Origin of the sequence: Polymorphobacter sp. (assembly GCF_048007885.1) — a bacterium.
Classification (GTDB): Bacteria; Pseudomonadota; Alphaproteobacteria; order Sphingomonadales; family Sphingomonadaceae; genus Sandarakinorhabdus.
The window spans coordinates 1,453,425-1,473,471 of the sequence record NZ_CP180346.1; the positions used below are offsets into that span (position 1 = coordinate 1,453,425).

Genomic DNA, 20,047 nt, shown 5'->3' on the forward strand with positions numbered 1-20,047 from the left:
AGCGCAGCGCTGGCGCGAAGCGCAACATATTGCCTGCGGCGCGCGCTGACCTCTCCAGCTTCAGCCCAAAATCACGATTGGGGTCTGGGGGCGTCGCCCCCAGCCGCCGGAGGCCCTTCTAACCGCCGGAGGCGCTCAGCGCATCATCACATCAACGCGCCGGGCCTGTTCGAGGGTGACTTGGGTGTCGGCGGTTTGTTCGGGCTTTTCCAGCGCGATGCGCTCGGCTGGCACGCCGGCGGCGATGAGCGCGGCCTGGACGGCCTGGGCACGGTTCTTGGCGAGTTCGGCGTTCATTTCGGCGTCGCCGGTGGGGTCGTTATAGCCGGAGACGATGATCTGCTGGTCGGGGTTGGCTTCGGCGTAGGCGAGCATGGTGGCGCTTTCGGCGGCGAAGCTTTCGGCGACATTGGCGCTGCTGACGGCAAAGTAAACCTGAAGCATGGGGACGCCGTCCTGCTCGCCGGCGATGACGGCGTCACCTTCTGGCGCGGCGGGGGCTGGTGCAGGGGCGGGTGCGGTGGCGGCGGGGGCTGGGGCGGGTGCAGGTGCGCCGCCCGAAATCATGCCGTAAAGCCCGAGACCGCCCAAGACGATGATGGCCAGCGGCAGGAACGACCAGAGGCCGACGCGCGCGACCGGCTTGGCTGCCACGGGCGCTGCGGCCATGACGGGCGGGGGCGGCGCAACCACTGGCGCAGGAGCGGGCGCGGGCGCGGCGACGGGCGCAGGCGCTGCGACGGGCGCGGGGGCCGGTGCAGGCGCATCGAACAGCGGGGTGGGGGCAGGTGCAGGCGCAGGCGCCGGAGCTGCCACGGGCGCAGCGCCGGCGGCGCGTTCCTTCAACACCTTGGCGGAGATGAACATCTCCAGCTTTCCAAAGGCTTCGGCGAGCAGATAATAGACCGTCACCCGGTTCTTGGTGCGGTCGGCCTTCATCCGTTCACCGACGCTGGCGATGGCGGCGTCGAGCACCGAGTCGGGATCGGTCAGCGCGAGTTTCTTCTTGAGGAAATTCTCGCGCACCCGGTCGGTTTCGGTCGTGTCGGAAAAGGCGACCAGCGAGGCGTCGCGCGTGCGCAGCGCGATGCCGCAATAGCGCACAATGCCGGCGATCACCGCGTCATCAGCATTCGGCGCATATTTGCGAACGTCTGCTGCCCAATCTTCCGCCACGAAACCTCTCCCCAAGAAAGCCGACTGGTCACTTTTGTCGCAGGCTAGCGCCAAGTTCGGGCTTCGTCCACCGTCAATCCGGCGCCACTTTCGCCAGACCGCCCGGGCGGCTAAGAGGGGCTTGTGAACGGTCGCACCATCCTTCTCATCGTCGGCGGCGGCATTGCGGCTTACAAGGCGCTTGAGCTGGTGCGCGCGCTCCGGCGCGAAGGCGTGCGCGTGCTGCCGGTGCTCACTGAGGGCGGCGCGCATTTCATCACCCCGCTCAGCCTGTCGGCGCTGGCCGAGGAGACGGTGCGCACCTCGCTCTGGGACCTGGAGGACGAGGCGACGATGGGGCATATCGCCCTATCCCGCGCGGCTGATCTCATTCTCGTGCTGCCCGCCACGGCTGACCTGATGGCGCGCGCGGCCACCGGCCAGGCGGGGGATCTCGCCACCACCCTGCTGCTCGCCACCGACACGCCGGTGATGATGGCGCCGGCCATGAATGTGCGGATGTGGCAGCATCCGGCCACCGTCGCCAATGTCGCCACGCTCAAGGCGCGCGGGGTGGAGATCATCCCGCCCGATACCGGCCCCATGGCCTGCGGCGAGACCGGGCCGGGGCGGCTGCCCGAGATCCCCGCCGTGATGGCCGCCCTCGCCCGCCATTTCGGCCGTGCGGGGGCGCTTGCCGGCAAGCATGTGCTGGTGACGGCCGGGCCGACGCATGAGCCGATCGACCCGGTGCGCTACATCGCCAATCGATCCTCGGGCAAGCAGGGCTTTGCCATTGCCGGGGCGCTGGCGGCGGCGGGCGCGCGCGTCAGCCTCGTTGCCGGGCCGGTCAGCCTTGCCACGCCGGCGGGCGTCACACGCATCGATGTCGAAACCGCGCGCGAGATGGCGGCGGCGTGCGAGGCCGCACTTCCCGCCGATGCGGCGGTGATGGTGGCCGCTGTTGCCGACTGGCGCACCGAGGCGGCGGCGGCCAAGCACAAGAAGGCGCCGGGCGAGGGGCCGCCGGCGCTGACGCTCACCGAAAACCCCGACATATTGGCGAGCATCGCTGCGCACGCCCGCCGCCCCCGCCTTGTCATCGGCTTTGCTGCCGAAACCGGCGATCTCATCGCCAAGGCCAGCGCCAAGCGGCTGCGCAAGGGGGCGGACTGGCTGGTGGCCAATGATGTCAGCGAAGGCGTGTTCGGGGCGGATGAAAACCATGTCCATCTGATCACCGCGCACGGCCATCAGGACTGGGGCCCGGCCAGCAAGGCCAGCATCGCCGCGCGCCTTGTGCAGGAAATTGCCGATGCCCTTTGAGCCCGTGTCCATCGCCGTCACCCGGCTGCGCCACGCCGAGGGCCTGCCGCTGCCCGCCTATGCCACCGAGGGCGCGGCCGGCATGGACGTGGTCGCCGCCCTCGACCTGCCGGTGATGCTGGCGCCGGGCGCGCGCATGGCGGTGCCGACCGGGCTGGCCATGGCCATTCCGCACGGCTTCGAGGTGCAGGTGCGGCCGCGCTCGGGCCTCGCGCTGAAGCAGGGGCTGACGGTGGCCAATGCGCCCGGCACGATCGATTCCGACTATCGCGGCGAGGTGATGGTGCTGCTCGTCAATCTGGGCCAGGAGCCGGTGCTGATCGAGCGTGGCCAGCGCATCGCCCAGCTGGTGGTGGCGCCCGTCACCCGCGCGGTGCTGACGCTTGCCGACAGCCTGGATGAGACGGCGCGCGGGGCGGGCGGCTTCGGCTCCACCGGCGTCTGATGGGCCTCTGCGACGACGAGCTTGACCGCTATGCTCGCCAGCTGATCCTGAAGCAGGTCGGCGGGCAGGGCCAGCGCGCGCTGACATCGGCGCGGCTCGCGCTCGTCGGGCTGGGCGGGCTGGGCTGCCCGGCGGCGCTCTATCTGGCGGGCGCGGGCGTGGGCGCGCTGACGCTCATTGATGATGATGTCGTCAGCCTGTCCAACCTGCCGCGCCAGATCCTCTATACCGCCGGGGATGTGGGCCAGCCCAAGGTCGAGGTGGCCGCGCATGTGCTCGGCGCGCACAACCCGCATGTCAGGGTCAGCGCGCACAGGCAGCGCCTCGGCGCCGCCAATTTCGACATGCTGGCCGGGCATGACCTGATCCTCGATGGCTCCGACAGCTTTGCCACAAGGCTGGCGGTCAATGCCGCGGCCGTGCGCCTGCGCATCCCGCTGGTTTCGGGCGCGATCGGGCCGGTTGATGGCCAGTTCGGGCTGTTCGAGGGGCATCTGGCGGATGCGCCCTGCTATCAGTGCCTGACCGGCGCGGCCATTGACCGGCCAGGCCAGAGTTGCGCCGAGCAGGGCGTGATCGGGCCGATGGCGGGGATGATCGGCAGCCTGATGGCGCTGGAGGCGATGCGCGCGCTCATCGGCTTCGGCACGCCGGCGCGGGCGGCGCTGACGATTTTCGACGGCTTGAGCGGCCAGAGCCGGCGGCTGGCCTTGCCGAAAGACCCTGCCTGCCCCATCTGCGGTCCCAAGGCTGCCGCAATTCAGGGCTAAACCCGTCGCCGTGACCCGTTCTCCGAAAAAGAAGAAGCCTGCGGCCGGCAGGCGTTTCGCCATGCTCGCGCTTCAGGCGGTGGTCGCGCTCGGCCTGGTGGGCGTCATCGCGCTCGTCATCGGCGTGGCCATCAGCTACGCTGGCCTGCCTGATTTCAACACGCTGAAGCGCTCCCCCAATGGCCAGCCGATCGAGGTGCGCGCGGCTGATGGCACGGTGCTGGTCAGCCTTGGCCCGAGCTACGGCGAATGGCTGCCCGCCAGCCGAATCCCGGCGAGCATGAAGGACGCGATCATCGCGGTGGAGGACCGGCGCTTCACCTGGCATCCGGGCTTTGATCCCATCGGCACCACCCGCTCGCTCCTCGCCAACATCCGCGCCGGGCGGCGCGTGCAGGGCGGCTCGACGCTGACCCAGCAGCTGGCGCGCAACCTCTTCCTCACCTCCACCAAGACCTATGGCCGCAAGGGCCGTGAGGTCATCCTCGCGCTCGCCATGGAGCGCAAGTTCAGCAAGGATGCGATCCTCGAGCTCTATCTCAACCGCGCCTATTTCGGCGGCGGCGCTTACGGGATTGATGCGGCGTCCCGGCGCTTCTTCGGGCACAGCGCCGAGCGGCTGACCACGGCGGAAGCCGCGATCATCGCCGGGTTGGTGCAGGCGCCGTCGCGCTATGCGCCGTCGGCCAATGCCGAGGCGGCGCGCAGGCGCGCCCGCACCGTGCTCGCCACCATGGTCGACAGCGGCGTCATCAGCCCGGCCGAGGCGCAGGCGGCCGACCCGTCCGGCGTCACCTTCACCCGCCAGAGCCGCGAGGCCAGCGTGCGCTATTTCACCGACTGGGTGATCGCCGAGCTCGACAATTACATCGACGAGCCGTTCGCGCCGCTGCAGGTGATGACCACGCTCGACCCGAAGATGCAGGCCGCTGCCGAAGCCGCCGTCACCGCCCACACACCCAAGGGCGCGCAGGGCGCGCTGATGGCGATCGACAGTCGCGGCGGCATCAAGGCGATGGTCGGCGGGCGCGATTATGTCGCCTCCAACTATAACCGCGCCGTCACCGCGCGCCGCCAGCCCGGCTCGGCGTTCAAGCTGTTCGTCTATGCCGCCGCCTTTGAATCCGGGCTGACGCCGGAGGATGAGGCCGAGGACAAGCCGCTGACCATCGGCAACTGGAGCCCGCGCAACTTCAACCGCCGCTTCACCGGGCCAACCACGCTGCGCGAGGCCTTTGCCCGCTCCACCAACACCGTCGCCGTCGATCTCGCCAGCCAGGTCGGCTTTGACACGGTGGCCGAGACTGCGCGCCGCTTCGGCATCTCGACGCCGGTCAGCCGCTTTCCCGCCATGGCGCTCGGCTCGTCGGAGGTGACGCTGTTCGACATGACCCAGGCCTATGCCACGGTCGCCACCGGCGGCACCGAGCACCGCGCCTTTGCCATCACCCGCGTCACCACATCCGATGGCACCATCCTTTACGAGCGTGACGGCGGCCAGACACGCGTGGTCGTGGCCCCGGTCATCGCCGCCCGGCTCACCGATGTGATGGCCACCGCCGTTGAGCGCGGCACCGGCCGCGCCGCGCGGCTCGACCGGCCGGTGGCGGGCAAGACCGGCACCACGTCTGACAGCAAGGACGGCTGGTTCATCGGCTTCACGCCAGGCCTGACGGCCGGCGTGTGGATTGGCCGCGACGACGCGCGGCGCATCCCCGGCCTTGGCGGCGGCGGCGCGCCGGCGCGCGTCTTTGCCAGCTTCATGGGCCGGGCGCTGGCCGGCACCGAAGCCCAGCCGCTCACCCTGCCCCCCGACCCCGATGCGGCGCCACCGATCGAGCCGGATGCCGAAATCTATGGCCTGACCGAGACGGGCAGTTATGACGAGTTTGAAACCGAGCCGGCGCCCGCGCCCTTTGACCCCGCCGACACGCAGGAGCCGCCTGCGCCCGATCAGCCTAACTATGCCACCTCCGAGATCGCCGTGGCGAAGCCGGCCGAGCAGCGGCAGGCGACCAGCGAAACCGCGACCCCCCGGCTCGACCCCGACTGGCTATCGCGCACCCTCGACAATCCGCGCTAAGGCCCAGCGCGCGGCGTCGGCCACGGCGTCATCTTCATCATCGACCAGCCGGGCCAGCGCTGGCGCCAGCGCGGGCACGCCGGAATTGCCGGCCGCGATGGCGGCGTTGCGAACCAGCCGGTTGCGGCCGATGCGCTTCACCGGCGAGCCGGCAAAAACGGCGCGAAAATCCGCATCATCGAGCGCCAGCAGGTCAGCGAGGCGCGGCGCAGTCAGCTCGGCGCGCGGCTGAAAAGGGCCGTCTGCGCCCTTGAAATCAGCAGCGGCGGCAGCAAAGCGGTTCCACGGGCAGACGGCGAGACAATCATCGCAGCCATAGATGCGGTTGCCGATCGCGGCGCGATATTCGGGCGGGATCGGCCCCTTGTGCTCGATGGTGAGATAGGAAATGCATTTGCGCGCATCGAGCCGGTAGGGCGCGTCGATGGCGCCGGTGGGGCAGGCGGTGACGCAGGCCGCACAGCTGCCGCAGCTGCCGGCGCGCCGCGCGCTCGGGGTCAGGTCGAGGGTGGTGTAAATAGCGCCCAGAAACAGCCAGCTGCCATGGCTGCGGCTGACCAGATTTGTGTGTTTGCCCTGCCAGCCCAGCCCGGCGGCTTCCGCCAGCGGCTTTTCCATGACGGGCGCGGTATCGACGAACACCTTCACCTCGCCGCCCGCTTCTGTGACCAGCCAGCGCGCCAGCGCCTTCAGCCGCTTCTTGATGACATCATGATAGTCCGCGCCCAGCGCATAGACCGAGACCGCGCCGATCTCGCTATGCGCCATATGGCGCAGCGGGTCGAGCGTGGGGGCATAGCTGGTGCCGAGCATGATGACCGAGCGCACATCGGCCCAGAGCGCGCGCGGGCTGGCGCGGCGGCTTTGCGTTTCGGCCATCCAGATCATGTCGCCGTGGCGGCCGTCCGCCAGCCAGTCAGCCAGTCTGCGCCCGGCTTCGGGCGCGGCATCGGCGGCGGCGATGCCGAAGCTGGCGAAGCCCAGCCGGGCGGCTTCAGCGGCCAGCTTCTCGGCCAGCGTTTCGGCCAGCTCAGCCATCAGCCCTGAAATGGCGGGCGAGCCAGCCCTGCATCCATGTCGTGGTGCGCGCCTCCGCCTCGCCCCAGAACAGCCAGTGGCCGACGCCGGGCAGCTCGTGAAAATCGACCGTGCCGCCCAGCTTGCGCGCCACTGCGCGCGAGGTGCTGGCCAGCGTGATCCGGTCTTCGCTGCCCACGATCACCAGCGCCGGGGCCTTGAGCTTGGCGAGATCGACGGTGTTGGCCCGTGTCTTGCTGAGCGAGGGCAGCAGGATTTCGGCCAGCACCCGGCCCGAAATCCCAGACGAGCGCCTTCAGTTCCTCGCGCGCCACCTCTTCGGGCACGCCGTTGTAAACGCCCCAGAGCGCGGGTGCGGCCTCGATGCGGGTGGCATCTTCCCACCAGCCCCAGCGCGTCACCACCCCGGCCATGGTCTTGATCGGCGCGAGCCCGACGCCCGGTGTCGCCGCCGTGCCGGCGGTGGCGAGCAGCACAAGGCCAGCATGCTCCACCCGCGCCGCGACACACTGGGCGAGCATCCCGCCCATCGAATGGCCGATGATGACCGGCGGCACCTTGAGGCCGCGGATGATGTCGGCGAGGAACGCCACATAATCCTCGATGCCGAGCCTCCCCAGCCCTTCGGCGGGCGGCAGGCCGGGGTCGCGGTCATGAAAGGGCAGCGCGGGGGCGAGCGTTTCATAGCCCTCGGCCTCCATGGCGGCGCGCAGCCGCACGAACACCGAGGGCACCGACCACATGCCGTGCACGAAGACCAGCGGCGGCCGCATGGACAAGGGCTATTTGACCACGCCGGTCGAGGCCAGCACCGCCATCGTCACCAGGTCGCCCGCGCTCGCCGTCATCGGCGCGATCTGCACGGGGCTCGCCATGTTGACGAGGAAGGGCCCCAGCACGCGCGCGCCCGACAGCTCCTTCAGCAGCTTGGCCGAGATGTTGGCGGCGTGTAGGCCCGGCATGATCAGCACATTGGCCGGGCCGGACAGGCGGCTGAAGGGATATTGCGCCTTCAGAGCCGGGTTGAGCGCAACATCGGCCGAGACTTCGCCTTCATATTCGAAGCTCACCTCGCGCGCATCGAGCAGCGCGACGGCCTCGCGCACCTGGCCAACGATCTCGCCCGGCGGATTGCCGAAGTTGGAATAGCTGAGGAAGGCGACGCGCGGTTCCTGCCCCAGCCGCTTGACGACGGCGGCGGTTTCCTCGGCGATGGTCGCCAGCTGCTCGGCCTCGGGCCGCTCGGTCACGGTGGTATCGGCGATGAAGATGGTCTCGGACTTGCCGATGACCATGTGCACGCCGAACGGCCGGCGCCCCGGCACGGGATCGAGCACATAGCGAACCTGGCGGAAGGTGGTGGCGAAGTTGCGCGTCACGCCGGTGATCAGCACATCGCCGACCCCCATTTCGACGAGCAGGCTGCCGAAGACATTGCGCTCATGATTGACCATGCGCTGCACGTCGCGGCGCAGATAGCCGCGCCGCTGGAGCCGGGCATAGAGCCGCTCAACCATCTCGGGCACCAGCGCGCTGTTGCTCGAATTGTGGATCTCGAAGCTGCTGGCATCATTGACGCCGAGGCGGGCCAGCCCTTCGAGGATGGGGGCTTCGCGGCCGACCAGCACCGGCGTGCCATATTCGGAATTGTGCCAGTTGACGGCGGCGCGCAGCACCACCTCCTGCTCGCCCTCGGCAAAGACGACGCGGCGCGGCTGCGCCACCGCCGCCTCGACCGCACCGGCCAGCACCGAGGTCGTCGGGTTGAGGCGCATTCTGAGCTCATGGCGGTAGGCGGCTTCATCGGCAAAGGGCTTGCGCGCCACGCCCGAGGCCATTGCCGCCTTGGCCACCGCGACGGGCACCTGCTCGATCAGCCGGGGGTCGAAGGGGGTGGGGATGATGTAATCGCGGCCGAAGCTGCGCGCCTTGCCGCCATAGGCCGCCGCCACTTCATCGGGCACCTGCTGGCGCGCCAGATCAGCGAGCGCATTGGCGGCGGCCAGCTTCATGTCCTCGTTGATGCAGGTGGCGCGCACATCGAGCGCACCCCGGAAGAGATAGGGGAAGCACAGCACATTGTTGACCTGGTTGGGATAATCCGACCGGCCGGTGGCGACGATGGCGTCATCGCGCACGCGCGCCACTTCCTCGGGCGTGATCTCCGGGTCGGGGTTGGCCATGGCGAGAATGATCGGCTTGGCGGCCATGCTGGCGACCATCTCGGGCGTCACCGCGCCCTTCTTGCTGAGGCCAAGAAAGATGTCGGCGCCCTTCATCGCTTCCTCCAGCGTGCGGTCGTCGGTGACGGCGGCATGGGCCGATTTCCACTGGTTCATGCCCTCGGTGCGGCCCTTGTAGATGACCCCCTTGGTGTCGCACATCAGCACGGTCTTGACCCCGTAGGCCTTGATCAGCTCGGTGCAGGCGATGGCAGCCGCGCCCGCCCCGTTCACCACCAGCTTCACATCCTCGGCCTTGCGCCCGGTCAGGTGCATGGCGTTGATGACGCCGGCCGCCGCCACGATCGCCGTGCCATGCTGGTCATCATGAAACACCGGGATGTTCATCCGCTCCTTGAGCGTGGTCTCGATGATGAAGCATTCGGGCGCCTTGATGTCTTCAAGGTTGATGCCGCCAAAGCTCGGCTCCATGATCTCGACAGCGGCGATGAACTTCTCGACATCCTCGGTGGCCAGCTCAAGGTCGATCGAGTCGACATCGGCGAAGCGCTTGAACAGCACCGCCTTGCCCTCCATCACCGGCTTGGAGGCGAGCGCACCGAGATTGCCCAGCCCGAGGATCGCCGTGCCGTTGGTGATCACGGCAACGAGATTGCCCTTGATCGTATAGTCATAGGCAGCATCAGGATCAGCCGCGATGGCGCGCACCGGGGCGGCGACGCCCGGCGAATAGGCGAGCGCCAGATCGCGCTGCGTCGCCATCGGTTTGGAGGCGATGATGTCGAGCTTGCCGGGCCGCCCGCGCTTGTGAAAATTGAGCGCCTCGCGGTCTCCGAAGTCGTTGCTCTCGCTGCCGCCACGTTCTTCCATCGCCATCAGTCTGCTCCCGCTGCTCGCTCCCTGATAGAAGCCCGCAGCGCCAGCGCCAAGCGCGCATGTGAACTTCCCCCCTGCCCTGCTTGCCTGCTAGGCAAGGCCAGTGACGCAAGCCTCGCCCATGATCGCCCAATATCTCGCCTTGAAGGCCGAGGCCGAGGGCTGCCTGCTGTTCTTCCGCATGGGCGATTTCTACGAGCTGTTCTTCGAGGATGCCGAGGTCGCCGCCCGCGCGCTCGACATCACCCTGACCGCGCGCGGCGAACATGGGGGCCAGCCCATCCCGATGTGCGGCGTGCCGCATCACGCGGCACAGGCCTATCTCGCCCGCCTCATCAAGGCCGGCCACCGCGTCGCCATCGCCGAGCAGACCGAAAGCCCGGCAGAGGCGAAAAAGCGCCCCGGCAAGAGCCTTGTGGCGCGCAGCCTGGTGCGCATCGTCACGCCCGGCACGCTTACCGAAGACACGCTGCTCGAAGCCGGCCAGTCCAACTGGTGCGCCGCGATTGCGCCGGGCGCGCTGGCCTGGCTCGATCTCTCCACCGGCGAATTCGGCACCGAGGCGCTCGACGAGGCCGAATTGCCCGCTGCCCTTGCCCGGCTGGCCCCCGCCGAAGTGCTCCATGCCGAGGGCACGCCTGCACCGCCGGGCGTCGCCGCCACGGCGCGCCCGGCGGCAGAGTTTTCGGCACGCAGCGGCGAGGCCGCCCTCAAGGCGCAGTTCGGCGTCACCACGCTCGATGGCTTCGGCGCCTTCACGCACGGCGAGATCGCTGCCGCCGGCGCGCTCATCGCCTATGCCCGCGCCACCGCCATGGGCGCGGTGCCGCTCATCACCCCGCCGCGCCGGCTGCTGCCCCGCTCGGTGATGGCGATCGACGCCGCCACCCGCGCCAGCCTTGAGCTGAGCGAGACCGCGCGCGGCACCCGCAGCGGCAGCCTCGAAGCCGCCATCGACCGCACCGTCACCGCCGCCGGCCGCCGCTGCCTCGCTGCCGATCTCGCCGCCCCGCTCACCGATGCGGACGCGGTCAACGCCCGGCTCGATCTGGTCGGCTGGTTTGCCGCCCATGCCACCGCCCGGCCCAAGACCCGCGCCAGCCTGAGCGCGGCCCCCGATATCGCCCGCGCGCTCGCCCGCATCGCCGCCGACCGGCACACGCCGAAAGATCTTGCCGCCGTCCGCGACGGGCTGGCGGCCGCACTGGCGCTCAAGGCCATGCTGGCCGAGCCGGTGGCGCCGCCGCTGCTGGGCGAGACGCTGGCGCGCATCGGCCCGCACGGCGCGCTCCATGCCGCGCTTGCGGACGCGCTGGTGGCCGCCCCCGGCCCCGAGATCGCCGGCAGCATCCGGCCCGGCCATGATGCCAGCCTCGATGCGCTGAAGGCCATCGCCGCCGATGGCCGCAGCGCCATTGCCGCGCTCGAAAACGAGTTTCGCGAGCGCACCGGCATCACCGCGCTCAAGGTCAAGTTCAACGGCGTGCTCGGCTATCACATCGACGTGCCGGCGCGCGCCGCCGACCCGCTGATGGCGCCCGCCAGCCCCTTCATCCACCGCCAGACGCTGGCCGGCCAGGTCCGCTTCGGCCATCCCGATCTGGCCACGCTCGCCACCCGCATCGCCGAGGCGGCCGACCATGCGCTGGCGGCCGAAACGGCGCATCTGGCGCGGCTCGCCGCCCTTGTGATGGCCGAGGCGCAGGCGCTGAGCCAGACCGCGCAGGCGCTGGCTCGACTGGACGTCGCCACAGCATTGGCCGAGTTGGCGGTGGCGCAGGGCTGGACGCGGCCGCGCGTCGATGCCAGCACCGCCTTTCACATCCGCGCCGGCCGGCATCCGGTGGTCGAGGCCGCGCTCCCCAGCCGCTTTGTCGCCAATGACTGCAATCTCGGCGCCGACAGCCGACTCTGGCTCGTGACCGGCCCCAACATGGCCGGCAAATCGACCTTTCTGCGCCAGAATGCGCTGATCGCCGTGCTGGCGCAGGCCGGCAGTTTCGTGCCCGCCGAGAGCGCCCATATCGGCATCATCGACCGGCTCTACAGCCGCGTCGGCGCGTCTGATGATCTCGCGCAGGGGCGCAGCACCTTCATGGTCGAGATGGTGGAGACCGCCGCGATCCTGTCGGGCGCGACGCCGCGCAGCCTGGTCATCCTCGATGAAGTCGGGCGCGGCACCAGCACCTATGACGGGCTGGCCATCGCCTGGGCGGTGCTTGAGGCGGTGCATGACGACCTTCAGTGCCGCTGCCTTTTTGCCACGCACTATCATGAGCTTACCGCACTTCGCACGAAGCTGCGCGCGCTCGCCTGTGTGCACAGCCGGGTGCGCGAATGGAAGGGCGAGCTGGTCTTTCTGCACCAGATCGCGCCCGGCGCCGCCGACCGCAGCTACGGCCTGGCCGTCGCCCGCCTCGCCGGCGTGCCCGCGCCCGTGCTGGCGCGCGCCAAGAGCGTGCTGGCGCGGCTCGAAGCCAACCGCGAGAAGACCGGCGGGCTGGCCGCCGGGCTGGCCGAGCTGCCGCTGTTCACCGCCGCACCCGCGCCCGAAACCGACCCGGTGCGCGAGACGCTGGAGGCGCTCGATGTGGACGCCACCAGCCCGCGCGAGGCGCTCGACATTCTCGCCGATCTGAAGGCGCTCATGGCGGCGCGCACATGAGCGGGTGGCGCGTCGCGATCGACCGAGGCGGCACCTTCACCGATGTCGTCGCCCAAGCCCCTGATGGCCGGACGCAGACGATGAAGCTGCTCAGCCACGCGCCTGAACAGTATGACGACGCCGCGCTTGAAGCGATCCGGCGGCTGGGCGGCGGGCTGGAGGCGGTGCGCATGGGCACCACGGTCGCCACCAATGCGCTTCTGGAGCGCAAGGGCGCGCCGACGCTGCTGGCAGTCACAAAGGGCCATGCCGATGCGCTCACCATCGGCCATCAGGCGCGCGCCGACATCTTCGCGCTCGATATCGTCCAGCCCGCGGCCCTTCAGGCCGACACCATCGAGATCACCGAGCGGCTCGATGCGCGAGGGACCATCATCGTGCCGCTCGATGAAGCCGCCGCCGAAGCCGCGCTCCGCGCCGCGCACGCGCGCGGGCTGTCGAGCCTTGCAGTCGCGCTGCTGCACGCCTGGGCCAATCCCGTGCATGAGCTCCGCCTCGCCGAAATCGCCCGCAGCATCGGCTTCGCCCATGTTACCACCAGCCATGAGACGGGCCGGCTGATCAAGTTCGTGCCGCGCGGCCAGACGGCGCTGGTCGATGCCTATCTGAGCCCCGCACTTGGCCAGCATGTCGCGCGCGTGGAGGCCGGGCTGACGGGCACGCCGCTGGCCTTCATGCAATCCTCGGGCGGGCTGGCGGCGCCCGGCCATTTCCACGGGCGAAGCGCCGTGCTCTCCGGCCCTGCCGGCGGCATCGTCGGCCTCGCGACAATCGCCCGCCAGACGGGCCGCGCGATGCTGATCGGCTTCGACATGGGCGGCACCAGCACCGATGTCTCGCTCTACACCGGCCGCTTCGACCGCACATCCGAAACCGAGATCGCCGGCCAGCGCATCCAGACGCCCTCGCTTCGCATCGACACGGTGGCAGCCGGCGGCGGCAGCATCGTCAGCGCGCATGGCCAGCGGCTGCGCGTTGGCCCGGAATCGGCGGGCGCGCGCCCCGGCCCCGCCGCCTATGGGCACGGCGGGCCGCTCACGATCACCGATTGCAATGTCGCGCTCGGCCGGCTGCAGCGCGAACATTTCCCCAAGCTGTTCGGCCCCTCGGGCGATGCGCCGCTCGATACCGGCGCCGTCGAGGCGCGCCTTGCGGCACTGGCCGAAACATTGGGCATGGACCCGCTCGATCTGGCCGAAGGCGCGGTTGCGGTCGCGGTCGAGACCATGGCGGCGGCCATCAAGGCGATCAGCATCTCGCGCGGCCACAGCCCGTCGGACGCCACGCTGGTCGGCTTTGGCGGCGCGGCCGGGCAGCATGTCTGCGCGGTGGCCGATGCGCTGGGCATCGACGAGATATTGCTGCATCCGCTGGCCGGCGTGCTCTCGGCCTGGGGCATCGGCATGGCCGATGTCAGCACGCTCGCCGAAGCGACACTGGCGCTGCCCTTGCGCGCCGGGGCGGACGGCGAGATCGAGGCCGCCGCGAGCCGCCTTGCGGGTGAGGCCGAGGCCGCGCTGGCAGCCCAAGGCCATAAGCACAGCCGCACCCAGCTCATCGCCCGGCTGCGCCACAAGAGCAGCGACACGGTGAGCGAGTTTCCGGTGGCCCCCGCCGCCGAGCTGGTCCGCACCTTTCTCGACGATCAGGCCCGCCGCTTCCGCCTGCAGCATGACGCGGGCGATGTGATCCTCGAAAGCCTGGCCGCCGAGGCGATCAGCGAGACGCACGGCACCAGCGCCAGCTTCGAGGGCCAGCCGCCGCAGCCGCCGCGCCGTCACCCTGTGCGCTTTGGCGGCGCATGGCATGACACGCCCTTTCATCATCGCCCCGGCCTCGCGCCCGGCACCCGCATCGCCGGCCCGGCGGTGTTGCTCGATGACAGCAGCACGACGCTGATCGCGCCCGGCTGGCAGGGCGAGATCGACGCGGCGCACAATCTCATCCTCCGCCGCGCGCAGCCGGTGGCGCGGCCCCGGCCCGGCACGGCGCTCGATCCCGTCTGGCTGGCGCTGTTCGCCAACCGCTTCATGGGAATAGCCGAGGAAATGGGGGCGGCGCTGCAAGCCACCGCCTGGTCGGTCAACATCAAGGAGCGGCTGGATTTCTCCTGCGCCGTCTTCGATGCCTCGGGCGCGCTCATCGCCAATGCGCCGCACATGCCCGTCCATCTCGGCTCGATGGGCGCCTCGGTGCGCGCCGTCATCGCCGCCAATGCGGGCCAGATCCGGCCCGGCCATGTCTATATGCTCAACGATCCGCACGCCGGCGGCACCCATCTGCCCGATGTCACCGTGGTCGAGCCGGTGTTCCTTTCAGCCGAAGATTCCGCCCCCGCCTATTGGGTGGCGGCGCGCGGCCATCATGCCGATATCGGCGGCACCACGCCCGGCTCGATGCCCGCCGACAGCCGCCATATCGATGAGGAAGGCGTGCGCATCTCCAACTGGCTGCTCGCCGACGCGGACGGCCTGCGCGAAGCCGAAACGCTGGCGCTGCTCGCGCCCACGCGCAACCCGGCGCGCTGCCTTGGCGATCTCAAGGCCCAGCGCGCGGCGTGTGCGCGCGGGGCGGACGCCCTGCGCGCGCTCTCAGCCGAGGTGGGCGCGGACACGGTGGCTGCCTATATGGCGCATGTGCAGGATGATGCCGAGGCCGCCGTGCGCACGGCCCTTGCCCGGCTGACGAGCGGCCGCTTTGAAGCGCCGATGGACAATGGCGCACGCATCCGCGTGGCGCTGACCATCGAGACCGACAGCGCCACCCTCGATTTCACCGGCACCAGCGCCCAGACGCCCGACAATTTCAACGCGCCCGAAGCGGTCACACAGGCGGCCGCGCTCTATGCGCTGCGCTGCCTCGCCGGCGGCGACCTGCCGCTCAATGAAGGCTGCCAGCGCCCGCTGCGCCTGATCATCCCCAAGGGCAGCATCCTCAGCCCCGATGCCAGCGCGGCCGTCGTCGCCGGCAATGTCGAGACCAGCCAGATCCTGACCGACGCCATCCTCGCCGCCATGGGCCAGTGCGCCGCCGCCCAGGGCACGATGAACAACCTCACCTTCGGCAATGCGGCGCACCAATATTATGAGACCATCGCCGGCGGCGCCGGGGCCACGCCGCGCGCCGACGGGGCCAGCGCGGTCCAGACGCACATGACCAACAGCCGGCTGACCGACCCGGAAATCCTCGAAGCGCGCTTTCCCGTGCGCGTTGAACGCTTTGCCGTGCGCCGCGGCTCGGGCGGCGCGGGCCGGCACAAGGGCGGCGACGGCGTCATCCGCACCCTGACCTTCCTCGAACCCATGACCGTCTCGCTGCTCTCCGGCCGCCGCCTGACCGCGCCCTTCGGCCTCGAAGGCGGCGAAAGTGGCCAGCGCGGCGCCGCCTTCATCACCCGCCAGACCGGCACCACCGAGCCGCTTGGCCCCTGCGCCCGCGCCGAGCTGCTTGACGGCGACAGCATCACCATCGAAACACCCGGAGGCGGCGGCTATGGCGGAGGCTATGGCGGCGGATTTGGAGGGACCCCATGATGCGCATAGCCCTGCTCGCCGCCGCCCTGCTGCTCGCCGCCTGCAGCCGCGACGCCGGCAACCCCGCGCCGCCGCGCATCGACACGGCGCTGCCCACACCCGCACTGACCAGCACCCTCAAGGTCCCCGTCTCGGCCAGCCTCGACACGCTTGAAACCCGGCTCGACGCCCGCCTGCCGCCGCAGCTCTGGGCCATCGACGAGGTTCGCCAGGCCTGCATCAAGGCCCAGCGCCTGACCCTCAAATTCCTCGGCGTCGAAGGCGCGAAAATCACCCCCGACATCGCCTGCCACATCACCGGTGAAGCCACGCGCGGCCGCCCCCGCCTGTCTGGCGAGGGCGACACGCTGCGCCTGACCCTGCCGATCGCGGTGCGCGTCAATGCGCGCGACGCCGACCATGTGCTGAAAGGCGAAACCGCCACCGCCGAAGCGCTCGTCACCGCCGCCATCAAGCTCGGCGTCCGCCCCGACTGGAGCCCCGAGGCCAAGGTCGACCTCGGCTATGAATGGCAGGCCGAACCCAGCCTCAAGGTGCTCGGCATCACCATCAGCCTCAAGGACAAGGCCGATGAAGCGCTGGCCCAGCTGCTGCCCCGGCTGGAAGCCGAGCTGCCGGCGCTCCTCGCCGAGCTGCACGCGCGTGACGCGCTCGAAGGCCTCTGGGCCGAGGCCTTCACCACCGTCTCGATCAACCGCCAGAACCCGGAAATCTGGCTCGCCGTCAGCCCCGAAGCGCTCCACCTCGACCCGTGGCAGATCGAGGCGCGCACCCTCACCCTGCCGCTGAGCGTCAGCGCATCGGTTGAAACGGTCATCGGCCACCGCCCGCCAGACCCCGTGCCCACGCCGCTGCCACCACCCGCCCCGCCCCTCACCCGCGACGGCGTCCAGCTCGCCTTGCCCGTCACCGCCGATTACGCCGTCCTCGAACCCGTGCTCGAAAAGGCGCTCGCCAAGCTGTCCGCCAAGGGCATCAAGCTGCCCGACGAGGGCAGCATCAAGGTGCGCTTCGGCAAGGTCAGCCTCTACCCGACCACCAACGGCCGCATCGCGCTCGGCGTCGAGATCGACGCGCGGGGCGAGCGCGGCCTCATCGATGCACGCGGTACGCTCTGGCTCGCCGGCACCCCGCACAACGAGCCCGGCAGCCAGCGCCTCACCATCTCCGATCTCGAAGTCGCCAGCCAGACCGACAGCCGTGGCTTCGATCTGCTCGTCGCCATCGCCGACACCGACCTCTTCCGCGAAACCGTGGCCGAAGCCCTCACCCAGGACTTCTCGAACGACCTCGCCAAGCTCGAAGCCAAGGTGCGCCCCAAGCTCGCCGACCTTCCACTCGGCAAGAGCTTCCGCCTCCAGGCCGAAATCACCCGCTTCCAAAACGGTCAGGTCTCAGCGCTCGGCCAGGGCCTCTACATGCCGGTCAACGCCGAAGCCCAGGCCCGGCTCATCTACGCGCCGCCACCAGCAGCCCGTCCAGCGCCTGCAAGAACCGCGACCGATCCGCCTTCGAAAACGCCGCCGGCCCGCTCCTGATCCCGTCCACCCCGGCGCGCAGATCCGCCATCAACGCCCGGCTCGCCACCGCCGCCCCAATCATCCCCATGTCAAACACCCGGCCATCACCCGCCACCACCCGCGCGCCCGCCTTCAAACACCGCTCCGCCAGCAGAATATCCCCCGTCACCAACACATCGCCCGGCCCCACCACACCCGCAATCCAGTCATCCGCCGCGTCAAACCCCGTCCCCACCAGCCTCTGCGTGATCAAGTGATGCCCCGGCAGCCGATGCCCGGAATTGGACACCACCACCACCGCCACCCCATGCCGCACCGCCACCCGGTAGACCTCGTCCTTCACCGGACAGGCATCGGCATCGACATAGATGGTCATCGCAGCGCCTCCGGCGAGTTAGAAAGGGCCTCCGGCGGCTGGGGCCTCAGGCCCCAGACCCCAATCGTCATTTTGGGCGGCCCTTTCAGAGAATGCGCCAAGCGCCGCAGGCCTTGAACTGCGCTTCGCGCGGGCGCTACCCTCCGAAAGTGTATCCCATTCCCACAAATGGGGTCTGGGGCCTGAGGCCCCAGCCGCCGGAGGCTCTTCCTCCCCAAAATCTCAGCGCGGCGGCCGCTTCGCACGCGGCGCGGGACGGGGCGCCGCGCGCGGGCCAGGGCGCATCGGCGGGCGGCCTTGCGGGCGCGGCGGGCCGTCGGCGGGAATGATGCGGATGCCGCCTTCGGGCGAGCGATCCTGGCCTTCGGTGCGCTTGAGGGCGTCGAGGAAGCGCGAGGCGAGCGCGCGCGGGATTTCGAAGCGGGTTTCGTGCGGGCCGATCTTGATGGTGCCGACATCGCCCTTGGTGACATGGCCGCGGCGGCAGAGCAGCGGCAGGATCCAGCGCGGGTCGGCGTTTTGCTGGCGGCCGACATCCATCTTGAACCAGACAACATCCGTTTCGGTGCTGGCGTCGTCGCGGCGCTCGCGGGTGGGCCGGGGCGGCGGGCTGCCGGCGTCGATCAGCTCTTCGGCGGCCGGCATCTTGGCGCGGTGCATGCGCACCAGCTGGGCCGCGATATCCTCGGGGCTGCGCTCGGCCAGCAGCCGCGCGGCGAGCGCCCGGTCCTCCTCGTCAAACTCGCCCGGCGTCTCCATCAGCGCGGCGAGCAGCCGTTCGCGGTCCTGCGCCCTGATCTCGTCCGGCCCCGGCACCTTCATCCACTCGGCCTGAATTTTCGCGCCGCGCAGCATCCCTTCCACACGCCGCCGCGCCGGATAGGGCACCACCAGCACGGCGGTGCCCTTCTTGCCGGCGCGCCCGGTGCGGCCGGAGCGGTGCTGCAACGTCTCGGCGTCGCGCGGCAGCTCGACATGAACGACAAGGCTGAGCGTGGGCAGATCAATGCCGCGCGCCGCCACATCGGTGGCGACACAAACCCGCGCCCGCCGGTCGCGCAGCGCCTGCAGCGCCGCATTGCGCTCGGACTGCGAATGTTCGCCCGACAGCGCCACCGCATCAAAGCCGCGCTCGATCAGGCTGGCATGCAGCCGGCGGACATTGTCACGCGTGGCGCAAAACAGCATGGCGGTGGGCGCTTCATGAAAGCGCAGCAGATTGACCACCGAATTCTCGATATCAGCGGGCGCCACCACCACCGCCTGATAAGCGATGTCGCCGTGGCCGCGCTCCTCGCCCACGGTCGAGATGCGAAAGGCATCGCGCTGATAGCGCTTGGCCAGCGCCACGATCGGCTTGGGCAGGGTGGCGGAAAACAGGAAGGTTCGCCGCTCAGAGGGTGTGGCGTCCAGAATCTCCTCAAGGTCCTCGCGAAAGCCCATGTCGAGCATCTCGTCCGCCTCATCAAGGATCGCCACCTTGAGCTGGCCCAATTGAAGCGCCCCGCGCTCCAGATGGTCGCGCAGCCGCCCCGGCGTGCCGACCACGATATGCGTGCCCGCCGCCAGCGCGCGCCGCTCCTTGCCCGCGTCCATCCCGCCCACACAGGTCGCAATGCGCGCGCCGGTCTTGCCATAAAGCCAGGCCAGCTCGCGGCTCACCTGAAGCGCCAGCTCACGCGTCGGCGCAATCGCCAGCGCCAGCGGCGCCCCGGCCCGCGCCGTCCGCCCATCCTCGCCCAGCATCTGCGGCGCCATCGCCAGGCCAAACGCCACCGTCTTGCCCGATCCGGTCTGCGCCGACACCAGCAAGTCACGGCCCAGCGCCTCCGGCCCGACCACCGCCGCCTGCACCGGCGTCAACGCCTCATAACCCTTGGCCCTGATGGCCCCAGCCAGCAATTCCGGCAATTCATCAATGTTCATGCGCGCGCTATGGCGCATCCGGGCGCGAATAGCCACTGGGGAGTGCGGAAGATCAAGGAGCCTCCGGCGGGAGAGAAGGGCCTCCGGCGGCTGGGGCCTCAGGCCCCAGACCCCATTTGTTGGGTTGGGACAAGCTCTCCAGCCACAGCCC

The 20,047-nt window shown here is 70.0% G+C and carries 13 protein-coding genes; 7 read left to right on the forward strand and 6 right to left on the reverse strand.

Features of this window, described 5'->3' with window-relative positions; genetic code table 11:
• Positions 1-135 precede the first annotated feature (135 nt).
• Positions 136-1,176, reverse strand: a complete 1,041-nt coding sequence (locus ACMVO5_RS06900; protein WP_416906792.1) for a DUF2853 family protein — start codon at positions 1,174-1,176, stop codon at positions 136-138.
• Positions 1,177-1,299: 123 nt separating this feature from the next.
• Here ACMVO5_RS06900 and coaBC point away from each other — a divergent pair, with 123 nt between their 5' ends.
• Genes coaBC through ACMVO5_RS06920 form a run of 4 tightly spaced genes read left to right on the forward strand, consistent with a single transcriptional unit; the run spans position 1,300 to position 5,779 of the window.
• The gene (coaBC, locus tag ACMVO5_RS06905; RefSeq protein ID WP_416906793.1) at positions 1,300-2,481 is read left to right on the forward strand and encodes a bifunctional phosphopantothenoylcysteine decarboxylase/phosphopantothenate--cysteine ligase CoaBC; all 1,182 of its coding nucleotides are present in this window, start codon (positions 1,300-1,302) and stop codon (positions 2,479-2,481) included.
• A complete protein-coding gene (gene dut, locus ACMVO5_RS06910) occupies positions 2,471-2,926 on the forward strand; it encodes a dUTP diphosphatase (protein WP_416906794.1) in 456 nt (151 codons plus the stop codon). The genes coaBC and dut overlap by 11 nt, the downstream gene beginning before the upstream one ends.
• On the forward strand, positions 2,926-3,696 hold the full coding sequence (locus ACMVO5_RS06915) for a HesA/MoeB/ThiF family protein (protein ID WP_416906795.1): 771 nt from the start codon (positions 2,926-2,928) through the stop codon (positions 3,694-3,696). Before dut ends, ACMVO5_RS06915 begins: the two co-directional genes overlap by 1 nt.
• Before the next feature lie 10 nt (positions 3,697-3,706).
• Positions 3,707-5,779 carry a transglycosylase domain-containing protein gene (locus ACMVO5_RS06920; RefSeq protein WP_416906796.1) on the forward strand — a complete coding sequence of 691 codons (2,073 nt, stop codon included), beginning with the start codon at positions 3,707-3,709 and terminating at the stop codon, positions 5,777-5,779.
• Here the strand turns inward: ACMVO5_RS06920 and queG are convergent.
• Genes queG through ACMVO5_RS06935 form a run of 3 tightly spaced genes read right to left on the reverse strand, consistent with a single transcriptional unit; the run spans position 5,750 to position 9,876 of the window.
• A complete protein-coding gene (gene queG, locus ACMVO5_RS06925) occupies positions 5,750-6,817 on the reverse strand; it encodes a tRNA epoxyqueuosine(34) reductase QueG (RefSeq protein WP_416906797.1) in 1,068 nt (355 codons plus the stop codon). The genes ACMVO5_RS06920 and queG overlap by 30 nt on opposite strands.
• A complete protein-coding gene (locus tag ACMVO5_RS06930) occupies positions 6,817-7,590 on the reverse strand; it encodes an alpha/beta hydrolase (protein ID WP_416906798.1) in 774 nt (257 codons plus the stop codon). Before ACMVO5_RS06930 ends, queG begins: the two co-directional genes overlap by 1 nt.
• Positions 7,591-7,599: 9 nt before the next feature.
• Positions 7,600-9,876 carry an NADP-dependent malic enzyme gene (locus ACMVO5_RS06935; RefSeq protein ID WP_416906799.1) on the reverse strand — a complete coding sequence of 759 codons (2,277 nt, stop codon included), beginning with the start codon at positions 9,874-9,876 and terminating at the stop codon, positions 7,600-7,602.
• 121 nt (positions 9,877-9,997) lie between these two features.
• On the opposite strand from ACMVO5_RS06935, the gene mutS reads away from it, so the two are divergent.
• The 3 genes from mutS to ACMVO5_RS06950 are packed head-to-tail and all read left to right on the forward strand — an operon-like array spanning position 9,998 to position 17,612.
• The gene (gene mutS, locus ACMVO5_RS06940; RefSeq protein WP_416909324.1) at positions 9,998-12,541 is read left to right on the forward strand and encodes a DNA mismatch repair protein MutS; all 2,544 of its coding nucleotides are present in this window, start codon (positions 9,998-10,000) and stop codon (positions 12,539-12,541) included.
• A complete protein-coding gene (locus ACMVO5_RS06945) occupies positions 12,538-16,074 on the forward strand; it encodes a hydantoinase B/oxoprolinase family protein (RefSeq protein WP_416906800.1) in 3,537 nt (1,178 codons plus the stop codon). Before mutS ends, ACMVO5_RS06945 begins: the two co-directional genes overlap by 4 nt.
• On the forward strand, positions 16,071-17,612 hold the full coding sequence (locus ACMVO5_RS06950) for a DUF4403 family protein (protein WP_416906801.1): 1,542 nt from the start codon (positions 16,071-16,073) through the stop codon (positions 17,610-17,612). The genes ACMVO5_RS06945 and ACMVO5_RS06950 overlap by 4 nt, the downstream gene beginning before the upstream one ends.
• Here ACMVO5_RS06950 and ACMVO5_RS06955 read toward each other — a convergent pair.
• Positions 17,524-17,970, reverse strand: a complete 447-nt coding sequence (locus ACMVO5_RS06955) for a YaiI/YqxD family protein (RefSeq protein WP_416906802.1) — start codon at positions 17,968-17,970, stop codon at positions 17,524-17,526. The genes ACMVO5_RS06950 and ACMVO5_RS06955 overlap by 89 nt on opposite strands.
• A 222-nt stretch (positions 17,971-18,192) precedes the next feature.
• Complete coding sequence (locus ACMVO5_RS06960) at positions 18,193-19,896, reverse strand: DEAD/DEAH box helicase (RefSeq protein ID WP_416906803.1); 1,704 nt, start codon at positions 19,894-19,896, stop codon at positions 18,193-18,195.
• Between the last annotated feature and the right edge of the window lie 151 nt (positions 19,897-20,047).